Raw genomic sequence first — 19703 nt, forward strand, 5'->3', positions numbered from 1 at the left:
TTCCTAACCCTTCGCCGTGTAACGGGCGCTGATGCCCGCGACCTCAACATCCAACCAGACGGTGTCACCGCGCTTCGCGCCGGGGATCTGGCAACTGGTCGCGGTCTGCGCCACGCGGCTGTCGCCCTCGACCCCGCACCTGAAGGTGACGGGCAGCCCGGAGTTGTCAGGCGGCGTCGTCCACGACCAAGTGCTCGTGGTTGCGTTCCACACCCGGCTCGGCAGCGCGAAGGTGAGTGACGGAGTCGCCTCGCTCGGCAGCACCTGCGACCACGGGCCGCAGGTGCCCCACGTGGTGCAGCCGCGAACCTGGAACCGGGCGGTCTGGCCGAAGTCGAACCGGCTGGGGTTGCTGAAGAGGTCGCGCAGCCAGCCTGTGCCGCGGAACTCGCGGCGCGATCCTGCGATCTGTGCGCCGTTGCCGTCGACGGCGACGATCTCGAAACGCGGTGCCGCGACGTCGACGCCGTCGATGTAGCGGTCCCACGTTTCAGGACCGTTGTAGGCCATGCTGCTGCGCACATCGTTGACGGCGCCCGGACCCGGCCGCACGATCCTCGAGGCGACGTCGGTGTGGACGCAACCGGCCCGGTTGTACCCCCAGACGATGAACGAGTACTTCGTGGAGTCCGACGAAGTCCCCGAGAAGCGGATGCTCGTCGTGTCGGGCGAGACGGGCACGGTCTCGGTGACGGTGCCGCCGCTGCTCGGCGCGACGACTGTTCCGGGGGCCGGCGTCGTGACGGTGCACGCCTGCGGTCCGCTCGGCACACCCGACGCACCCTCGACAAGGCGCTGCACATAGTACCCGGCGATGGCGTCGCCGTTGGCCGCGAAGGGCGACCACTTCACCGTGACGGCACCGGCGACCGAATCGGGAATGACGTCGATCGAGCCCGGGATCGGCGCACCGAACGGCGTGCCGGTCGTCGCCGCCTCGGTCCACGAGGCGAGCGCCGGGTATGCCTCGTTGCGCGCGCTCACGCTCACTGGAACGACGCTGCCGTTCTCGAGCGGCCCCGACTCGACGCCGCACAGGCTCGCCGTGCACGTGCCGGATGCCGAGACCTCGTTGGAGACACCGCCGACGGTGATCACGTACGAGCGAACCGCACTGCCGGATCCGGTCGCGACCGGCGCCCATTCGACCCGAAGTCGTCCGTCGCGCGGCAGTGCGCGCAGTCCCGCGGGCGCCGGCGGGATCACGTCGGACCAGATCGCACCCGGGATCTCGACGGGGTCGGAGAACCCGATCCCGTTCTGTGCGCGCACGCGGACGCGCACGCTGTTGGCCTGGCCGTTGCCGGGAGTCGGCACGGTGCAGGTCGTCGCCTCGCACATCGAAGTGCCGAGCACATCGCTCGACCCTGGCGCGATGAGCGCGATCTCGTATGCCGTTATCGGCGAGTTGTTGAATGCCCCGGCGCCGAACACGACATCGAGCGAGCGGTCGGCGAACCCGGTGACCTGTGCGCCGGTGACGGGGTCGGGTCGGTCCTGCACCGAGATCGTCACGGTGCCCCAGGCGAACCGTGACGGGTCATCGGTCGCATCGGCCACTTGGTATCGCAACGCCGTGTTGATGGCCTCCGCGTCGGGTGCGACGTGCACCGACAGGGTGGACCCGGCATCGTCGGGAACGATCGTCACGCCGCGCGGCAGCACACCGGCATCGAGGCCCCGCACCTCGCCGACGAGGCGCAACGGAGACGCAGGGAAGGGATTCGTGGCCTCGTCGTTGGCGAGCACGTCGATCGAGGTCGAGGTTCCGCGGGTCACGACGGCGACATCCGCGGCAGGGCGGGCGATCGGCTTGGTCGACGGAACGACCCGCAACTCGATGCGGCCGTTGCCGCCGTCGCCGCGCGAGTCGGCGACGGCCACCGTCACCGCTCCCTGTGTGCCGGTGCGGGTTCCCTCTGCCGCGGAGATCGTCATCTCGTCGCCATCGACCGAAACCTCGAATCCGTCGACGGGTGGCGGCAGCACCTGGTACTCGAGCTCTTCGGCCGCGTCGCTATAGGGGTACCTGGTGAGCTTGACGAGGTCGATCGTGCGCGACTGCCCCGGCTCGAACTCGAGAAGCCCGCCGATGAACGATGGGGGCTGGTTCTCGATCGAGAGCACGTCGATCGGGATCACGATGGTGCCGGTCCGCCCCGCAGGATCGTCGGGCCCCTCGCCGTCGGTGACGGTGAACGAGAGCGATGCCAGACCGAAGTAGCCATCTTCGCTGCGGAAGCGCAGCGTGTCGTCGTCGACCACGAGCGAAGTGCCGTCGCTATGGGTGGCACGCACGCTCGCGTCGTCGGTGATCGTGACGGGGCGGCCAGAGGCGGCGATCACGTAGTCGGCGAGGTCGAACTCGATCTCCTCACCGCTGCGCACCTCGGCCCTCGGCGCGTCCTTGCGCAACTGCGGAAGCGCGTCGTCGCGCCCCGGAACGAAAATGAAGGCGTGCGCGGTCACGGTCGGGTCTTCGGGGTGGCTGACCGTGAACGGGATGATGCGCCGCCGGTCTTCGACCTCGACGCGGATCGTGCCGTCGCGATTCACGGCTGCGCCGCGCGAATATCCCGAGACGAGTCCCACCCGCAGCGCATCGGCGTCGCCGTCGGCGAGGAAGACGTTGCGCAGCACGGGAACGTCGATGCGATCGGTGTCGAGAATGTCGCTGAGCCCGAGCACCGTGTCGGCGGCCTCGGGACGTGCGAGCGGAGCGTCGGTGCGCGCCTCGATCCTCAGGAAGTTGCTGGCCGTGCCGAGCTGCCCGTTCTGGATGTGGTAGATGAATCCGTATTCGCCCTCGCCGGCGGGAACCTCCACCTCGATCCAGTCCTCGACCACCTGTGCCGACGCTCCGCCCGTGACCGGCTCGACATCGGTGAGCCGGAGTACTCCTCCCGCCGGGTCGGAGTCGTTCTCGAGCACGCGCACCGAGATCGTGCGGCCGGGCCTCACCATGATCTCGTCTTCGACGGCGAGCGGCTTCTGCGAGCCGGTCGTGGGCGGAGCGATCCCGAGGCGAACGGTGCCGTTCGCGCGCGCGCCCATCGCATCGACCACCGAGTACTGGAACTGGTCGGCGCCGGCCGAGTACTCGCCGGCTTCGTACTCGAACCAGTCGGGACCGGTCTCGATGACGGCACCGCGCGTCGGATTCGAATACTGACCGAGAAGCTGCACCGAGTCACCGTCGGGGTCGACACCACCGAGCGGTATCGGGATGCGCACCGTCGCTCCGGCGATGACCCGGGCCGTCACTGTCGCCGGTACCGGCTCCGCATTCGTCTCGGCGTCGGGTTCGCTCACCGAGATCGCGACCTTCGCCGTAGCGGACTGTCCGTCGGTCTCGATGCGGTAGGTCGCCTCGTACTCGCCGGCGCGCTGCGGTGCGTAGTACCTCAGCCGATCCTCGGATACGAACAGCAGGCCGTCGTCGGGTAGCTCGACCAGGTCGGGCGCGAGCGTGATCGGCAGCGCATCGGGGTGTTCGTCGTTGGCGAGCACGGGGATGTCGACGACGTCGCCGACGCGCGCCGAGACCACATCGGGGACGGCGACGGGCGGCTGGGCGACCGCGGGAATCGGCACTTCGACGAGCGTCACCTCGCCCTCGGCCTCGGCGAGGCCGTTGCTGACGTGGTAGCCGAACGTCGTCGACCCCGACGCGATCGGGCTCGTGAGCGTGACGCGCAGGAACCGGTGCTCGACGATCTCGACCCTGACACCCTCGAGTTCGGCGTCAGCAGCGGTGACCACGAGCACGCCACCTGTCGGGTCGATATCGGTGGCGAGCACGTCGACGTCGACGGGCTGGTCGACGCGCAGGTACGCCGTGTGCGGCACGGTGATCGGCTTCGTGTCGCGGTCGGGCGGTGCCGAGACGTCGACGCGAACCACGCCGGTCGCCGTCTCGTCGCCATCGGTCACGGTGTACTCGAGGTAGTGCGTTCGCACGGCCTCGCTCGTGAAACGCACGGTTCCGCGATCGTAGTCGGGAGTGAGTTCGACCTCGGGCTTGGCGGGCACCGAGCTGAGCTTCACCGCGCCGGTGCCTCCGCGCACGTGGCGCAGTGGATCGATGCGGATCTCCTGCCCCGAGGTTGCGAGCGCCACGAACGGCTCCGCGATCAACGGAACACCGCCCGGCTCGCGCACCGTCACCTCGAGCGCACCCGACGCCTGATCGCGCCCGTCGGAGGCGAGCAGCGACACCATACGGCTTGCGCCCCGCCCACCGCGCTCATCGACCACAACGGTGCCCTCGGGTGTCGACGAGACCGAATCGGGTGCGTCGATCGTCGCCTGTTGCAGAAAGAACGGGTCGCCGTCGGGATCGACCCAATCGCCGAGCACCGCCGTGGTCACACGCCCGCCGGTGGCGACCACCGTCGCCGTGTTCCGTTTCTGCTCGGGGGGCGAGTTCTCGCCTGGTGCGCGGACCGTGACCACGACGTGCGCCTGCGCGGTACCGCCGCGTCCATCGTCGAGCACGTAGTCGAATGCCATCGATCCGGATGCCTCGCGCCCGAGTGTCAACTGCAGCTGTTGATTGTCGGAGACGAGGTCGACCGTCGCCCACGGAGGCAGATCGCCCACGATCGAGTCGATGACGAGCACGTCTCCATTCGCGTCGTAGTCGTTGAGGATGACGGGGAGCAGAGTCGATCGCTCGGGGCGCGCGCCGAACTCGACATCGTCGACCGCGACCGGAGGGACTTGGCTCTTCTCGACGGTGGGCGTCGTATTCGGATCGTTCTGCTCGACCTGCACATCGTCGTCGCGTGTGTCGACCAGTTTCTGCCAGTTGTCGATGAGCTGGTAATCGGCACTCGCCGCCCACGTTCGTCCGCTGCGACGGTCGTTGAGCGCGAGCGCATCGCCGTTCTGCATGAACGCGAAGTCCGCACCGCCGGTGGCCCCGTCGAGCGTGCTCAGACCGTCGCCGGGTGCGCAGGAGCGCCACACCGTGTCGCGGCCCCAGACCGCGTGGATGCAACTCTCATGCACGATCGGTGCCACTGCTGCGCCCGATCGGCCCTCGACGAGTGTGCGCGTCACACCGTCGTCGGTGCCCACCGAGACGAGCCCCTGTCTATGCGCGACCACGATCTCGTCGGCGGTCGCCGACGGCACCTGGAGCACCGGGCGGCCGTCTTCGGCGATGATGCCGGTGAGGTCGACCGCGCCGGAGGGCAAGGTCAGCGTACGCGCCTGCGGATCGAGTACCGCCCACGTGCCTCCGGCCGAGCTGAGCTGCAGCTGGCGGCTGTCGGTGATCGGATCGATCTCCCAGCTACGGTCGATCGTCTTGGCGTCGGCGGTGTCGACCGCCCGCATCACGCCTGTGCCGGGTGTGAACGCGAAGAGCCTCCCTGCGGGATCGACCGAGATCAGGGTTTCGGCTCCGAACGAGAGCTCGGGTTCGGCGTCGGCGTCGAAGTCGGCGAACTCGTCGATCGGTGACGTCCACACATCGCCCTGGGCGACGACCACGACCTTCGACCCGGCGATACGCACCGTCGGCTGATCGGGCGGAACCGCAACCGGGTGGTCGACCACCGAAGAGGTCGCCACGTCGACGATGTCGACGCTCGCCCGATCGGGATCGAGCAGGAGCACCGTCGGTCCGGACTGGGCTACTTCGACCCGCCCACCGCCGGTCTCGACGAGGGAGTTCAACTCGAGCGCGGCCGTGCTCGCGCGCCCGATCGACTGCATGTGATCGTTCGCGACCCAGACCGCGGCGTCTCCGAGATCGATGCGCTGCGCCGTGTACCCGCCGGAGGTGACCGCGATGCCGCCGACGACGGCGACGACAGCGGCGACCGCCACGGTTGTGGCGATCGCGGAACGATGGCGGTTCAGCCGACGAAGCGGAACCATCAGCCCGTTCCTTCGATGTCGACGCAGCGCTCGACACTCGGCTGACCCGATTTGCCGTCGCGGCTCACGACGACGGTCGCACAGACCCGGTCGCGATCCCGCGCGTCGAGTGACATGCGGGGCTCGCGTTGCGCCGGTGACCGGGTGCCGTCGACCGAGACGATGTACACGTCGTCGGACTGCAGGCCGGGATCGCTCCAGGTGAACGTGACGGTCGCGCCGTCGGCCGTTCCCTCGACGTCACCCACGACCGGTATCGATCGGGTGCCCTGCACCACTGCCCACACACCCGCACCCGAGATCGCGAGCAGCAGCACGGCGACGATCGACACACCCCAGACGAGTCGAGGGGCGCGGCGCCCGGCTCCAGCGGCGGTCGACGAGCTCGCTTCACGAGACTGGGTGGCGACCGCGCCCGTGCTGGCGGCCGGCGTGCCGCGGCGCCGGCGTGCCTTGCCTCTGAGCGCGGGCGACGACACCGCGCTCACGCGTGTGCGCTCGTCGCCGTCGATCGTCGTCACCACCGCCCAGTCGTCGATGACGACCTCGAGGGGCGTCTGCGCAAGCCCGAGCTCCTCTTCGACCGACTGCAGGTCGCGGATGAACTCGAGCGCATTCGCCTGACGGGCTGCGGGGCTTCGCGACATCGCCCTGGCCAGCACCGCCTCGAGGCTCGGTGGAACGTCGTCGCGACCGGTCGGCGTGACCTTCGCCTTCGCGATCCGCGCCATGACCGCCGAAGTGCCGTTGTCGCCGCCGGTGACCTCGAACGGGCTTCGGCCGGCGAGCAGCGAGTACACCGTCGCCCCGAGCGACCAGACTTCGCTGGCGACCGTTCCGGAGACCTCGTCGTGCAATACCTCGGGCGCCGACCACGGAATCGAGAGCCCCACGGTGTCGCTCGATTCGACCTGTCCGAGCGTCGCGGCGATGCCGAAGTCGGACAGCACGGGATGGCCGAACGCCGTCGTCAAGATGTTCGACGGCTTGATGTCGCGGTGCAGCACGCCCTGCTGATGCGCCGTCTCGACCGCGCTCGCGATGCGAACGCCGATCGAGAGCACCTCGCCGAGCGGCAGCTGGGTGGCGCGGTAGCGTTGGCCGATCGATGCCGAGCAGTACTCCATGACGAGGTAGGGCCGGCCGTCTGCGGCGACACTCGCCTGGTAGACCGTGAGGATCGAGGGGTGCGAGCTCAGCTGGGCCATGAGGTTGGCCTCGGCCTGGAACATCTGGCGCATGTCGTCGTTGACGAGACCGGCGAGGAGCACCTTGACCGCGACCAGCCTGCGCGGCATGTTCTGCTCGTACAGGAAGACGTCGGCGAATCCACCGGAGCCGAGGACGCGCACGAACTCGAACCCGGGCAGGTTCGGCGGCGTTGATGGCAGGCGGCGCGGCACGATCCTCCCCGCATTCGTCACGTGACCGGGAGCGTCCCGCCGGCGCCGGCGGGCCCGGATTCCTCCCCATTGTAGGTCGGGGCCGTCATCGGTGAATCTCCCTGTGCACACCGCACTGGACGGGCGGGGGCATCGCTCAGGCGCGTGCGGTCTCGCCGCCGTCTGATTGCTCGCTCGCCGCCGGGCGCGCCACCGCGAGCACGTCGATCACGACGACGGTGATGTTGTCGCGTCCGCCGTTGCCGAGCGCGGCATCGACGAGCTGGGCAGCGGCCTTCTCAGCCCGGTCGTTGGCCACCAGGAAGTGCCGGATGCCGTACGAGGTCAGCTCTTTCGTGAGCCCGTCGGAACAGACGAGCAGCCGCATGCCCGGCTCGACGGCGATGGCACGGTAGTCGGGAATCGGCGCCTCATGGAAGCCGACGGCACGGGTGATGACGTTGGAGTGCGGATGCGTGTCGGCCTCCTCCCGTGTGATCTGCCCTGCATCGACGAGCTCCTGCACGATGGAGTGATCTGTGGTGAGCTGCTCGAGTACGCCGCCGAGCAGCCGGTAGACGCGGGAGTCGCCGATGTTGTAGACGATCCAGGTCGGCTCGTCAGAGATCATGCCCAGCGCGACTCCGGTCACCGTCGTGCCGCTTCCCTCGTCGGTCACGCCTGCGCCTCGGCTCATGTCCTGTACGGCCCGGTGCAGCGACGCATCGATGTCGGCGGTTGCGACGACCGGCTTTCCGCCGTGCTCGGCGAGGCGCGTCACGACCGCCGCGCTCGCGAAGTCGCCCGCTGCGTGCCCGCCCATGCCGTCGGCGACGGCGAAGATGGGCGCCTGTGCGATGAAGCTGTCTTCGTTGACCTCGCGCCGCAGGCCCGTGTCGGTCTTCGCCGCCCACGCGAGGGTGATCTCGGTGCCGTCGGGCAGCGAGACGCGATGTCGGGCGTTGCCGTTGCCTATCTGCGTCACCTGTGAAGCCTGCTGTCTGGTCGGGTCGATCGATCGTCGTCTCGAGGAGGGAGGATCTCGATGATCGTATCGTCACCGAGGTCGAGGGCGACGCCCGGGATGACGACGATCGATTCGCCGGATCTCAATCGCCGCCGCCCGCCGCCCGCCGATCGGAGCGTCGTGCCGTTGGTCGATCGCAGGTCGGTCGCGACGAGGCGGGTAGCCTCGACCCGCAACTCGAGGTGCGTCGCCGAGATGAAGCCGCCGTGCGACTCGACGGTGACGAGCTCGGGCGCGACGCCGCCGACGTGGGCGAGGCGTTGCGGGCTCGGCCGGCGACCGACCAGCAGCGGCACCGTGACCGCGCGCACCGATCCGCCGGCGATGCGCACCCGCGGCACACCGGCGACGTCGGCCGAGACATCGGCGACGTCGGCGGAGTCGGATGCGCCCGGACTCGCGTCGGGATCGTTCGCCCTGCCGGCGCCCGCTGTATCGGCGGCCGGCTCGGAACCGCCGTCGATCGACCCGGGGCGACGGCGCGGCACGAGGATCGTGTCGGCGTCGATACGGGAGCGCCCGAGCAGCACCGTCTCGGCGTCCACCGACGGTGACGACTCGGCTGTCGGCGCCGCGTCGCGTTTCGCGCGCTCGTCTGCCGGCGCGAAGACCGCATCGGGATTCGCGGGCGGTGCGACCACCGTCACGGGCGTGGTCGGCTCGGGTGTCGTCGCCGCCGTCCACTCCACCGACGACGCACGCAGGCTCGCCCGCGCGTGCTGTACGGCCTCACCGCCGCGAAGCGGCTCGAGCGGGGTGCCTGCACCCGTGAGCCTGAGCCCCGTGACATCGTGGAACTCCGCGAGCAGCCATGGGCGGATGTCCCGTGCGTCGAACCTCCTACTGCCACCGGGTGACTCGAGATCGATCACCGCGTCGCCGCGCACCACGGCCGTCAGCTCGGTCAGCTCGTCGCCAGGCCACCAGACCAGCGCGAAGGAGTCGACGGTGTCGATGTCGCCGAACGGGAGCCTGCCCACGAGCTCCTCGAGCACCGGTCTCTCGTGACTCGCGGCGTCGGCGAGCGACGCGAGCACGGCGTCGGGCGCCGGCGCTGCCAGCGCGACGATGAACCGGTCGCCGACGATCACGTCCCACGCCGACGCACCCACCGTCGCAGTGCTCGTGACGGAACCTCGGGGCATGTCGTTCAGTCTGGCACCGGCAGGATGCCCCGTGACCGGACCCTTGTCATTTCGCACGAAATGTATGGAATCAGTCGTCAGAACGCGTAGATACGACGGAATCCCTTGCCTGAGACATCCGCCACTGACACAATCGAGCAATGACGAACGCAGGTCGCTCCAACGGCAATCGCGCCATGCAGCTCGACGACGTGTCGAAGGCGATCATCGAGCAGCTGCAGGCCGACGGGCGACGCTCGTATGCCGACATCGGCAAGGCGGTCGGTCTCTCCGAGGCGGCGGTTCGCCAGCGGGTGCAGAAGCTGACCGATTCCGGGGTGATGCAGATCGTCGCGGTGACCGATCCGATGCAGCTCGGTTTCACACGCCAGGCGATGATCGGCATCCGTGCCGCGGGTGACACCCGGGTGCTCGCCGAGCAGCTCGCCGAGATCCCCGACATCGACTACGTCGTACTCACGGCCGGCAGCTTCGACCTGCTCGCCGAGGTGGTGTGCGAGAACGACGACGAACTCATCACGCTGCTCAACACCAAGATCCGCAATCTCGACGGCGTCAGCGCGACCGAGACGTTCGTGTACCTCAAGCTCCAGAAGCAGTTCTACAACTGGGGCACCCGCTGAGCGGGCGCCCCGAAGGAGGAAGAAGAAATGACCACCCTCGACACCCCGACCAGCCTCGGCACGACGAGCTACGACAACGCCGACCTGCAGCAGAAGGCGAAGGACCACCTCTGGATGCACTTCGCCCGGCAGTCGACGATGCAGACGTCGGGCGTTCCCATCATCACCCGCGGCGAGGGCCACCACATCTACGATGTCGAAGGCCGCAAGTACTTCGACGGGCTTTCGGGGCTCTTCGTCGTGAACGCCGGCCACGGCCGGGCGCGGCTCGCCGAGGTCGCCGCCAAGCAGGCCGAACAGCTCGCGTTCTTCCCGATCTGGTCGTACGCGCATCCCGCGGCGATCGAGCTCGCCGACCGGCTCGCGGGCTACGCACCCGGCGACCTCAATCGCGTGTTCTTCTCGACGGGCGGCGGCGAAGCCGTCGAGACGGCGTTCAAGCTGGCGAAATACTACTGGAAGCTCAAGGGCCGCCCCACCAAGCACAAGGTGATCTCGCGGTCGGTCGCCTACCACGGCACCCCGCAGGGCGCGCTCGCGATCACCGGCATCCCGGCCATGAAAGAGATGTTCGAGCCCCTCACGCCGGGCGGTTTCCGCGTGCCGAACACGAACTTCTATCGCGCGGCCGAGGTCGGCGCGCCGGCGGACGACCTCGAGGCCTTCGGCATCTGGGCCGCGAACCGCATTGAGGAGATGATCCTCTTCGAGGGCCCCGAGACCGTTGCGGCCGTGTTCCTCGAGCCGGTGCAGAACTCGGGCGGCTGCTTCCCGCCGCCCCCCGGGTACTTCCAGCGCGTTCGCGAGATCTGCGACCAGTACGATGTGCTGCTCGTCTCCGACGAGGTCATCTGCGCGTTCGGGCGCATCGGCCACATGTTCGCCTGCGATGCATACGGCTACGTGCCCGACATGATCACGTGCGCGAAGGCGATGACCTCGGGCTACTCCCCCATCGGCGCCACCATCGTCTCCGAGAAGCTGTACGAGCCGTTCTCGACGGGCACGACGTCGTTCTACCACGGCTATACCTTCGGTGGGCATCCCGTCTCGGCGGCAGTCGCGCTCGAGAACCTCGACATCTTCGAAGAAGAGGGGCTCAACGAACGGGTGCGCGAGAACTCTCCGCTCTTCCGCGCCGAGCTCGAGAAGCTGCTCGACCTGCCGATCGTCGGCGATGTTCGCGGCGACGGATACTTCTTCGGCATCGAACTCGTGAAAGACAGGGCCACCCGCGAGACGTTCGACGACGACGAGTCCGAGCGGCTGCTGCGCGGCTTCCTCTCGAAGGCGCTCTACGACGCCGGCCTCTACTGCCGGGCCGACGACCGCGGCGACCCCGTCATCCAGCTCGCACCGCCGCTCACGATCGGCGTGCCCGAGTTCCAGGAGATCGAGCAGATCCTGCGCGGTGTGCTGACCGAAGCCTCGAACCGGCTGTGACCGCGAAGGCTCTCCCGCGAGTTACCGATGCCTCACCCGATGCATACCGTCGGGTGAGCTTCTGGCTCGATGACCTCGTCGAGCGTGGCATCGACGAGCTGCGGCCGCGCGAGGCTCTGTCGGCGAACGCACGGTTCGACGTCGCTCTCGTCGGCGGCGGCCTCACCGCCCTGTGGACCGCCTACGAGCTCTCTCGGGCCGACCCGTCGCTCTCGATCGCGGTGCTCGAACGCGATATCGCCGGGTTCGGCGCCTCAGGCCGCAACGGCGGGTGGTGCTCGGCGCTGTTCCCCAAGTCGGCGGGCGCACTCGAGCGCGGGCACGGCTTCGACGCAGCCGTCGCGATGCGACGCGCCATGGTCGACACGGTCGACGAAGTCGGCCGGGTGACGGCGCGCGAGGGCATCGACTGCGACTTCGAACGCGGTGGCACGCTCGTGTTCGCGCGCGACGAGGTGCAGCGTGGTTCGGCCAGGGCCGATGTCGCCGAGGCGGCGCGCTTCGGCGTCGACCGGCTCGAGTACCGCGATGAGCGCGCCGTGGGCGCGACGTCGGGTGCGACGGCACTCGACGGCGGCCCGCCGGCGGCGGTCTTCGACCCCGCGTGCGCGCGGGTGCATCCGGCGAAACTCGTGCGCGGGCTCGCGCGGGTCGTCGAAGCCCGGGGCGTCAGCATCTTCGAGCGCACCGAGGTGCTCGACTGGTCTGCGGGCCGGGTGCGCTTCCGCACGGTCGACGGCAACGATGCCGACGGCACGATCGTCGCGCGGCACGTCATCGTCGCGACCGAGGGGTACGGTCCCCGGCTGCCGCGAGTGCGCCGGCGAATCCTGCCGCTCTACTCGCTCATGATCGCGACCGAGCCGCTGCCCGATTCGGTCTGGGACGAGATCGGCATCGCGCACGGACAGACGTTCAGCGACTACCGGCACCTGCTCATCTACGGTCAGCGCACCGCCGACAACCGCTTCGCGTTCGGCGGCCGTGGGGCGAACTACCACTGGGGCAGCGCCGTCGATCCGGCGTTCGAGCGCGTCGACCAGGTGTTCGAGCACCTGCACACCGCGCTTCGCGACCTGTTTCCGGCCGTGGGTGAGGCCAGGGTGACGCACCGGTGGGGCGGACCGCTCGGCGTCGCGCGCGATTGGTGCGCGACGGCGAGCTACAACCCGAAGACGGGGGTGGGCTTCGCCGGGGGCTACGTCGGCGACGGACTGTCGACGACCAACCTCGCAGGCCGCACGATGACCGATCTCGTGCTCGGCGTCGACAGCGAGCTGACCCGATTGCCGTGGGCGAACCACCGGTCGCCGCTCTGGGAGCCCGAACCGCTGCGATACGTCGGGGCGAACCTCGGCATCCTCGGCATGACGGTCGCCGACGCCGAGGAACGCCTCACAGGCCGGCCATCGCTCATCGCCCGTGCCACCGCGCGGCTGACCGGCCACTAGGCCCGACCGGCACCGACGCTCGCAGCATCCGACGCCGGCCGCACGAACGCCCACTCGGGCAGCGCGCCGCTGCCGATGAACGTCGCGAGGAGCCCGGCCATCGGGTGCGCGGGGTCGAGCTCGATCGCACGGTCGATGAAGGCGCCGGCGGCGGAACCGCGCCCGAGCGACCACGCGAGCCACGCGGCGATGCAGAGTGGGCCGACCCGCGCGGCCACGGGCGCGTTGGCGATCAGGGGGCGCAGCAACGCGAGCGCGCGCTCGACCCGAGTGCGCTCGGGTCGCAGGGTCGACTGGCCGAGCATCAGGCGCGAGAGCAGGTCGGTGACCTCGTCGTGCTCGCCGTCGGCGACCTCGCGTCGCACGAGCTCGTCGATCGACTCACCCGACGCCTCGGCCCGCTCGGCGCTCGCGATCGCGTCGTCGTGTGCCGCAGCACCGACGACCGGCCCGAACGCGAACTGCAGCATCATGCCGTCACGGAACGCCGGCCGTGCGGCGAGGTGTAGGAACCACGCAAGTCGCACCACCGGCTGCGACGCGGGCTCGCCCGACATCAGCGATTCGACGAGCTCCACCGGATCGATGTCGTCGCCGAGCCGCTCGAATACCGCGTCGCCGGGCTCGGCATCTGCGAAGCGACCGAGCGCTTCGGCGATGCGCACCGCAGCTCGCCCGTCGGGTGCGGGAAGCGCGGCGACCGAGTCGGGGCCGTCGAGCACCTCGGCTGCGTCAGGTGCGTGATCGGTCACGGGGTTCTCATCGATCATTGCGAGCGGATGTCCCGACGCCGGCGTCGCGCGGTCGAGATAGGAGCCCCAGGCATCCGCCGCCCGACAGAGCGCATCGCGCACGACGAAGCCGGCCTGCTCGGCTCGCCGGATGAACTGCTCGGCCAGCCGTCGCTCGGGGATCCCGCGTGCGGACCCGAACGAGCGATCGGTGTACAGCACCGGCACGACGGCGTCGACACCGGGCATACGGCAGAGGGTGCCGACCGCGACCGAGACGAGCGCCGCGTTGTCGCGCGCCCGCACGGGCAGGTCGTGCCGCAGGACGCCCACGGTGCGGTTGCCGTCGAAGGCGACGCACACGAGCGATCGCCGTGGCTGGAACCCGGCGAGCGACGGAACGAGGGCGAGGAAGTCGTGCGCCGATGCGGCGCGGATGATGGTCGTCATGCCGAGTGATGCTGGCGCAGATGGTCGCGGCGTGCCGGGCCCGCCTCGATGCGAGGAAACCCAGTCGAGGGCGGGGCGCTGGGGAGGACGAGTGCGCCGCAGGATGAGGGCCCGGCCGGCAGTCCGAGCACGAAGTCGTCCTCCACAGCCGATCCGGCGGTCGAACTCCCTGCAGTGTCCGATTCCCGCGAGTGCGTGTCGGATGCCCCGGGTACTCTCGGAGCATGACCAACGTGTTTCTGATCCGACTCGACAGCCCCATCGGGCGCATCGAGGTCGTCGCCGACGACGACGCCGTCACGTCGCTCTCCATCGAGCAAGACGGCGTGCTCCCCCACGACGGCGAGCCCGAACGCGCCAACGCCGTGCTCGACCGGGCGCGAACCGAGCTCACCGAGTACTTCAGCGGCTCCCGCACCGAGTTCGACCTGCCAGTGCGGCTGCACGGCACGCCCTTCCAAGAGGCCGTCTGGAGTGAACTCCGGCGCTTGGGGTGGGGCGACGCCACCTCTTACGGCACCCTCGCGGCCGCCGTCGGCAAACCGGGCTCCGCCCGCGCCATCGGCCGTGCGGTCGGCGCCAACCCGGTGCCCATCATCGTCGGCTGCCACCGCGTGCTCGCCTCCGATGGTCGCATCACCGGGTACTCCGCCGGCGAGGGCATCCCCACCAAGCTCTGGTTGCTCGGCCACGAACGCATCGGATTCGCTGCATGAGCGTCATCCCTCGGCCCGAGATCATCGTCGGCGACGACAGTCTCGCCCGGTGCGGCTGGGGTTCCGCCAGCGACGAGTACCGCCGCTACCACGACGATGAGTGGGGTACTCCGCAGCACGACCCGGTGCGGCTCTTCGAGAAGGTCTGCCTCGAGGGCTTCCAAGCCGGGTTGTCGTGGATCACCATCCTTCGCCGGCGACCCGCGTTCCGCGAGGTGTTCCACGGCTTCGATCCCCCTCGGGTGGCGGCGATGACCGAAAGCGACGTCGAACGCCTGCTCGGCGATGAACGCATCATCCGGCATCGCGGCAAGATCGAGGCGACCATCCAGAACGCCCGCGCCACCCTGGCGCTCGACGTGCCCATCGAGCAGCTTCTCTGGGGTTTCGCACCGCCGCCGCGCGCCGCGGCTCCGGCGTCGTTCGCCGAGGTGCCTGCCACGACGTCCGAATCGGCCGCGATGAGCAAAGAGCTGCGTCGCCGGGGTTTCCGCTTCGTCGGCCCCACGACGATGTACGCGCTCATGCAGGCTGCGGGAATGGTCGACGACCACCTGGCGGGGTGCTTCCGCGCGGCTCCGGCCACGCAGCATGCTGCGCCGTCGGTTGCGTCGGCCGTCTGATGTCCGCCGCGCCCGGCGCGGCACGCCCCTGAGATCCTTGACACCTTCGAATCGCGCAGGCTACGTTGAGCCCACTTCGGGGGGCAGGCAACGACGCCGGCCCACGCATCCGAAGCCGCTCGCCGACCAGGCGAACGGAGATCGCTCAGCTCAGAAGGAGCACTGCATGCACATCACGAGAACACTCGCGCTTGCCGCCACCGCGGCAGCCGCGCTCGCTGTCGGCACGGCAATCCCGGCCGCCGGCGCAACCCCGCCCGATGACTCCGGCGTTCCCTCCTACCAGGAGTTCGCGGCATCGACCTACCGAGACATCGACGGCAGCTACCTCGTCAACGGTGACGAGGTGATCTCGGGCCAGAGCGACCTGCGGTCGTTCTACGAACAGCTCGTCGGGCCCGAGACGCCGACCGACGGTCTCATCGTCAACACGGTCAACGGTGCAGACGACAAGTGGTCGGCCGCACAGGTGGGCAGCCTCACGTACTGCGTCAGCACGAAGTTCGGCACACGTCACGCCGACGTCGTCAGCGCGATGGCGAGCGGCGCAGCCCTCTGGGAATCCGCATCGTCGAAGATCGACTTCGTGCACGTGAGCAGCGCCGACGGCCAGTGCACGACGCGCAACAAGTCGGTCGTGTTCTCGGTCGAGCCGGTGCAGACCTCGCAGTACATCGCCCGCGCGTTCTTCCCGAGCTCGCCGAACCGTCAGCAGAACGTGCTCATCGACGACTCGATCTGGAGCTCGGGCTCCTGGACGCCGGCCAACATCCTCGGCCATGAGCTCGGGCACACCCTCGGTTTCCGGCACGAGCACACGCGCCCCGAATCGGGCACCTGCTTCGAAGACAACAACTGGCGTCCGCTGACGCCGTACGATTCAGCGTCGATCATGCACTACCCGCAGTGCAACGGCTCGTCCGACGACCTGTCGATGACGAACTCCGACCGCGCGGGCGCCGTCGCACTCTACGGCAGCTGAGACACGCTCTCGTCCGAGCCCTCGGTCAGAGCCCGCTGGGTCCGGTCGTGTTCGACCGGGCCCAGCGGCCATCATGAAGTCGCGAGTCCGAGGGCGAGGGCAAGCAATCGAGCGGGGCGGCAGCGCAGCCGTCGAATCGCGAGACCGGCACGTCAGGCGACGAGTTCCGCCTCGCGCGGCAGCGTCGGGGAGCGGTCCTCGCCCAGTCGCATCGAGAGGCCCTCGGTGTCGGCCCAGTCGAGCAGCTCGTCGAGCGTATCGAGTTCGGGCCGCCCTTCGAGGACGGCGCGGGTGAATCGGCCCTTCGCCTGCTTGTTGAAGTGGTTCAACGCCCGCTTCCGTCCGGTGCCGTCGATCGAGACGACGCGCACGTACACGCTGCCGGGGCGAACCGGCGCCGGGCCGAGCTCGGCGTAGCCCTCCGACCGGAGGTCGATGATGAGACCCGCCTCGTCGTCGAGCACGTGCGCGATCGGCCCGCGCCAGTGCGCCTTCAGCCGCAGCCCCGGCAGCTTCGAGTCATGCGAGAGACGGTACGCCGGCACAGGGTCGAGTGCGCCGACGAGCCCGAGGAGGGCGGAGTGCACGACGACCGTGCGGCACGCGAACTCGCGCGCGGCCGCATCGAGCGACGGCGCGTCGAGCGCGTCGAACAGCACCCCGGTATAGCGATCGATCGCCGCCATGGTCGGAGCACTCTGAAGCACACGATTCCGGTCGACCTCGGCGTCCTGTCGGGGCCCGAGCTTCAGCGCCAGCTTCATCGCCTCACCATCGAGCGAGAGCTCGCCGAGTGCGGCGAGCGTCTGTTCGCGGGCTGTGGTAAGCGTCGGGAACGACAGAGCCTCGAGCGCGAGAGGCGCGTCGGCGCCACCGTCGCGCTTCGTCTCGGACGGCGGAAGAAGGATCCGCACTACGCGCCGATGAAGGCGAGTGCTGCGTCGACGTTGGTGCCCAGCGTCTCGACGCTGTCGATCGTCACCCGCGGAAGTGCTGATGACGGTCCGGTCCACACGGCATACCCCTCGAGGCTCTGCTCGACCGCGCGCCAGGTCGTCTCCTCGAGATGCGGAAGCCCTCGCTCACGCTTCTCGAGCCGGGCACGGTGCAGCGCCTCATCAGAGCAGACGACCTCGATGACCCGCAGCCGCACGTCGGCGCGTTCGGCCAGATCGCGCCACTGAAGGCGAGCCGCCTCGGCGGCGTTGACCGCGTCGACGATGACCGTGCGCCCCGAATCGAGCTCCTTTTCGGCGATCTCCTCGGCGACGAGATACGCCGCGAGCCCCGTGGGCTGGTCGGCGTCGATGCCGGCGCGCAGGATCGCGGACTCGATCGGGTCCACCGACACGACGGTGGCGCCGAGGCGGGCGCCGATGATCTCGGCGATCGTCGACTTGCCCGCACCCGGCAATCCGGCCATGACGATGAGCTGGGTGACGCTCAGGTCACCGAACTGGCGGTCGAACGGCTGCTCCCCCTGCATCCGCGACTCCTCAGGCGAGCTCGGCGCGCGAGGCCACGACCTGCACGGAGTTCGACTGCACCGAGAGGAAGCCCTCTTCTGCGTTCGCGGTGATCTTCTCACCGCCGGCGAGCGTGACGCGCACCTCACCGCCGGCGAGGATCGCGAGTAGTGGCTCGTGCCCGGGCAGGATGCCGATCTCGCCTTCGGTCGTGCGGGCGACGACCATGGTCGCCTCGCCCGACCAGACTTCCTGGTCGGCCGAGACGACGCTCACGTTGAGGCTGGCCATGCTCAGCCGTTCTCCTTCTGGATCTGCGCCCACTTCTCTTCGACGTCGGTGATGCCACCGACGTTGAAGAACGCCTGCTCGGCGACGTGGTCGAAGTCACCGCGCGCGATCGCGTCGAACGACTCGATGGTGTCCTTCAGCGGGACGGTCGAACCCTCGACGCCCGTGAACTTCTTCGCCATGTACGTGTTCTGCGAGAGGAACTGCTGGATGCGGCGCGCACGCGACACCGTGATCTTGTCTTCCTCGGAGAGCTCGTCGACACCGAGGATGGCGATGATCTCCTGGAGTTCCTTGTTCTTCTGCAGGATCTGCTTGACCGTCGTGGCGACGCGGTAGTGATCTTCGCCCAGGTAACGGGGGTCGAGGATGCGCGAGGTCGAGGTCAGCGGGTCGACGGCCGGGTACAAGCCCTTCGACGCGATCTCACGCGAGAGCTCGGTCGTCGCATCGAGGTGCGCGAAGGTCGTCGCCGGTGCTGGGTCGGTGTAGTCGTCGGCGGGCACGTAGATGGCCTGCAGCGAGGTGATCGAGTGACCGCGGGTCGACGTGATGCGCTCCTGGAGGATGCCCATCTCGTCGGCGAGGTTCGGCTGGTAGCCCACGGCCGACGGCATGCGGCCGAGCAGGGTCGAGACCTCGGAGCCTGCCTGCGTGAAGCGGAAGATGTTGTCGATGAAGAGCAGCACGTCCTGCTTCTGCACGTCGCGGAAGTACTCCGCCATCGTGAGCGCAGACAGGGCGACGCGAAGTCGCGTCCCCGGCGGCTCGTCCATCTGGCCGAAGACGAGGGCGGTCTTGTCGAAGACGCCCGCCTCCTCCATCTCGTGGATGAGGTCGTTGCCCTCACGGGTGCGCTCGCCGACACCGGCGAACACCGACACACCGCCGTGGTCTTGGGCGACACGCTGGATCATCTCCTGGATGAGCACGGTCTTGCCCACGCCGGCACCGCCGAAGAGGCCGATCTTGCCACCCTGCACATAGGGGGTGAGCAGGTCGATGACCTTGATGCCGGTCTCGAAGAGCTGGGTCTTGGACTCGAGCTGGTCGAATGCCGGGGGCTTGCGGTGGATCGGCCAGCGCTCGGTGACCTCGACGGTCTCGCCGGGCTCGCCGTTCAGCACCTCGCCGATGACGTTGAACACCTTGCCCTTGGTGACATCGCCGACCGGAACCGAGATCGCCTCGCCGGTGTCGGTGACCTCCTGGCCACGCACGAGGCCGTCGGTGGGCTTCAGCGCGATGGCGCGAACGAGGTCGTCGCCGAGGTGCTGCGCCACTTCGAGGGTGATGTTCGTGGTCTCGCCGCCGATGGTGATCTCGGTGCGGAGAGCGTTGTAGATCTCGGGGATCGAGTCATGGGGGAACTCGATGTCGACGACGGGGCCCGTGACCCGGGCGATGCGGCCGACGGCGCCGGCGGTCGACTCGGCGACCGGCGCGGTTGCGGTGTCAGTCATTCTGGCTCTCTCTTTTCTGGA

The 19703-nt window shown here is 69.1% G+C and carries 15 protein-coding genes; 6 read left to right on the forward strand and 9 right to left on the reverse strand.

The features are described from left to right. Positions 1–3: 3 nt before the first annotated feature. The 4 genes from ABD164_RS04365 to ABD164_RS04380 all read right to left on the reverse strand — a co-directional run bounded on the left by ABD164_RS04365 (position 4) and on the right by ABD164_RS04380 (position 9443). Complete coding sequence (locus ABD164_RS04365; RefSeq protein ID WP_344293823.1) at positions 4–5889, reverse strand: Ig-like domain-containing protein; 5886 nt, start codon at positions 5887–5889, stop codon at positions 4–6. Next, positions 5889–7292: a serine/threonine-protein kinase gene (locus tag ABD164_RS04370; protein ID WP_344293825.1), complete on the reverse strand. Its 1404-nt coding sequence runs from the start codon at positions 7290–7292 to the stop codon at positions 5889–5891. The genes ABD164_RS04365 and ABD164_RS04370 overlap by 1 nt, the downstream gene beginning before the upstream one ends. A 136-nt stretch (positions 7293–7428) precedes the next feature. Beyond that, positions 7429–8256, reverse strand: a complete 828-nt coding sequence (locus ABD164_RS04375; protein WP_344293827.1) for a PP2C family protein-serine/threonine phosphatase — start codon at positions 8254–8256, stop codon at positions 7429–7431. Continuing rightward, complete coding sequence (locus ABD164_RS04380; protein WP_344293829.1) at positions 8253–9443, reverse strand: FHA domain-containing protein; 1191 nt, start codon at positions 9441–9443, stop codon at positions 8253–8255. The genes ABD164_RS04375 and ABD164_RS04380 overlap by 4 nt, the downstream gene beginning before the upstream one ends. 140 nt (positions 9444–9583) lie before the next feature. Here ABD164_RS04380 and ABD164_RS04385 point away from each other — a divergent pair, with 140 nt between their 5' ends. The 3 genes from ABD164_RS04385 to ABD164_RS04395 are packed head-to-tail and all read left to right on the forward strand — an operon-like array spanning position 9584 to position 12960. After that, positions 9584–10066 (forward strand): Lrp/AsnC family transcriptional regulator, encoded by a 483-nt coding sequence (locus tag ABD164_RS04385; protein ID WP_344293831.1) that lies wholly within the window; start codon positions 9584–9586, stop codon positions 10064–10066. A 27-nt stretch (positions 10067–10093) separates the two neighbouring features. Further along, positions 10094–11509: an aspartate aminotransferase family protein gene (locus ABD164_RS04390; RefSeq protein ID WP_344293833.1), complete on the forward strand. Its 1416-nt coding sequence runs from the start codon at positions 10094–10096 to the stop codon at positions 11507–11509. 53 nt (positions 11510–11562) lie between these two features. Next, the gene (locus ABD164_RS04395; protein ID WP_344293835.1) at positions 11563–12960 is read left to right on the forward strand and encodes an NAD(P)/FAD-dependent oxidoreductase; all 1398 of its coding nucleotides are present in this window, start codon (positions 11563–11565) and stop codon (positions 12958–12960) included. Here the strand turns inward: ABD164_RS04395 and ABD164_RS04400 are convergent. Next, the gene (locus ABD164_RS04400; protein ID WP_344293837.1) at positions 12957–14141 is read right to left on the reverse strand and encodes a DUF4192 family protein; all 1185 of its coding nucleotides are present in this window, start codon (positions 14139–14141) and stop codon (positions 12957–12959) included. The two genes, ABD164_RS04395 and ABD164_RS04400, sit on opposite strands and share 4 nt — an antisense overlap. 224 nt (positions 14142–14365) lie before the next feature. On the opposite strand from ABD164_RS04400, the gene ABD164_RS04405 reads away from it, so the two are divergent. From ABD164_RS04405 to ABD164_RS04415, 3 genes are all read left to right on the forward strand, one after another. Continuing rightward, on the forward strand, positions 14366–14857 hold the full coding sequence (locus ABD164_RS04405; RefSeq protein WP_344293839.1) for a methylated-DNA--[protein]-cysteine S-methyltransferase: 492 nt from the start codon (positions 14366–14368) through the stop codon (positions 14855–14857). Next, a complete protein-coding gene (locus tag ABD164_RS04410) occupies positions 14854–15480 on the forward strand; it encodes a DNA-3-methyladenine glycosylase I (protein WP_344293841.1) in 627 nt (208 codons plus the stop codon). Before ABD164_RS04405 ends, ABD164_RS04410 begins: the two co-directional genes overlap by 4 nt. Positions 15481–15646: 166 nt before the next feature. Beyond that, a complete protein-coding gene (locus ABD164_RS04415) occupies positions 15647–16462 on the forward strand; it encodes a M57 family metalloprotease (RefSeq protein ID WP_344293843.1) in 816 nt (271 codons plus the stop codon). 152 nt (positions 16463–16614) lie between these two features. Here ABD164_RS04415 and ABD164_RS04420 read toward each other — a convergent pair whose 3' ends face one another. Genes ABD164_RS04420 through atpD form a run of 4 tightly spaced genes read right to left on the reverse strand, consistent with a single transcriptional unit; the run spans position 16615 to position 19682 of the window. After that, positions 16615–17376: a YaaA family protein gene (locus ABD164_RS04420; protein WP_344293845.1), complete on the reverse strand. Its 762-nt coding sequence runs from the start codon at positions 17374–17376 to the stop codon at positions 16615–16617. Further along, positions 17376–17948 carry a P-loop nucleotide/nucleoside kinase family protein gene (locus tag ABD164_RS04425; RefSeq protein ID WP_344293846.1) on the reverse strand — a complete coding sequence of 191 codons (573 nt, stop codon included), beginning with the start codon at positions 17946–17948 and terminating at the stop codon, positions 17376–17378. The genes ABD164_RS04420 and ABD164_RS04425 overlap by 1 nt, the downstream gene beginning before the upstream one ends. 10 nt (positions 17949–17958) lie before the next feature. Next, positions 17959–18219 carry a F0F1 ATP synthase subunit epsilon gene (locus ABD164_RS04430; RefSeq protein ID WP_344293847.1) on the reverse strand — a complete coding sequence of 87 codons (261 nt, stop codon included), beginning with the start codon at positions 18217–18219 and terminating at the stop codon, positions 17959–17961. 2 nt (positions 18220–18221) lie between these two features. Then, positions 18222–19682, reverse strand: coding sequence for a F0F1 ATP synthase subunit beta (gene atpD / locus ABD164_RS04435; protein WP_344293848.1), 1461 nt, complete (start codon positions 19680–19682; stop codon positions 18222–18224). Positions 19683–19703: the final 21 nt, after the last annotated feature.

The sequence above is a fragment of the Agromyces neolithicus genome, from assembly GCF_039529735.1.
Taxonomy (GTDB): Bacteria; Actinomycetota; Actinomycetes; order Actinomycetales; family Microbacteriaceae; genus Agromyces; species Agromyces neolithicus.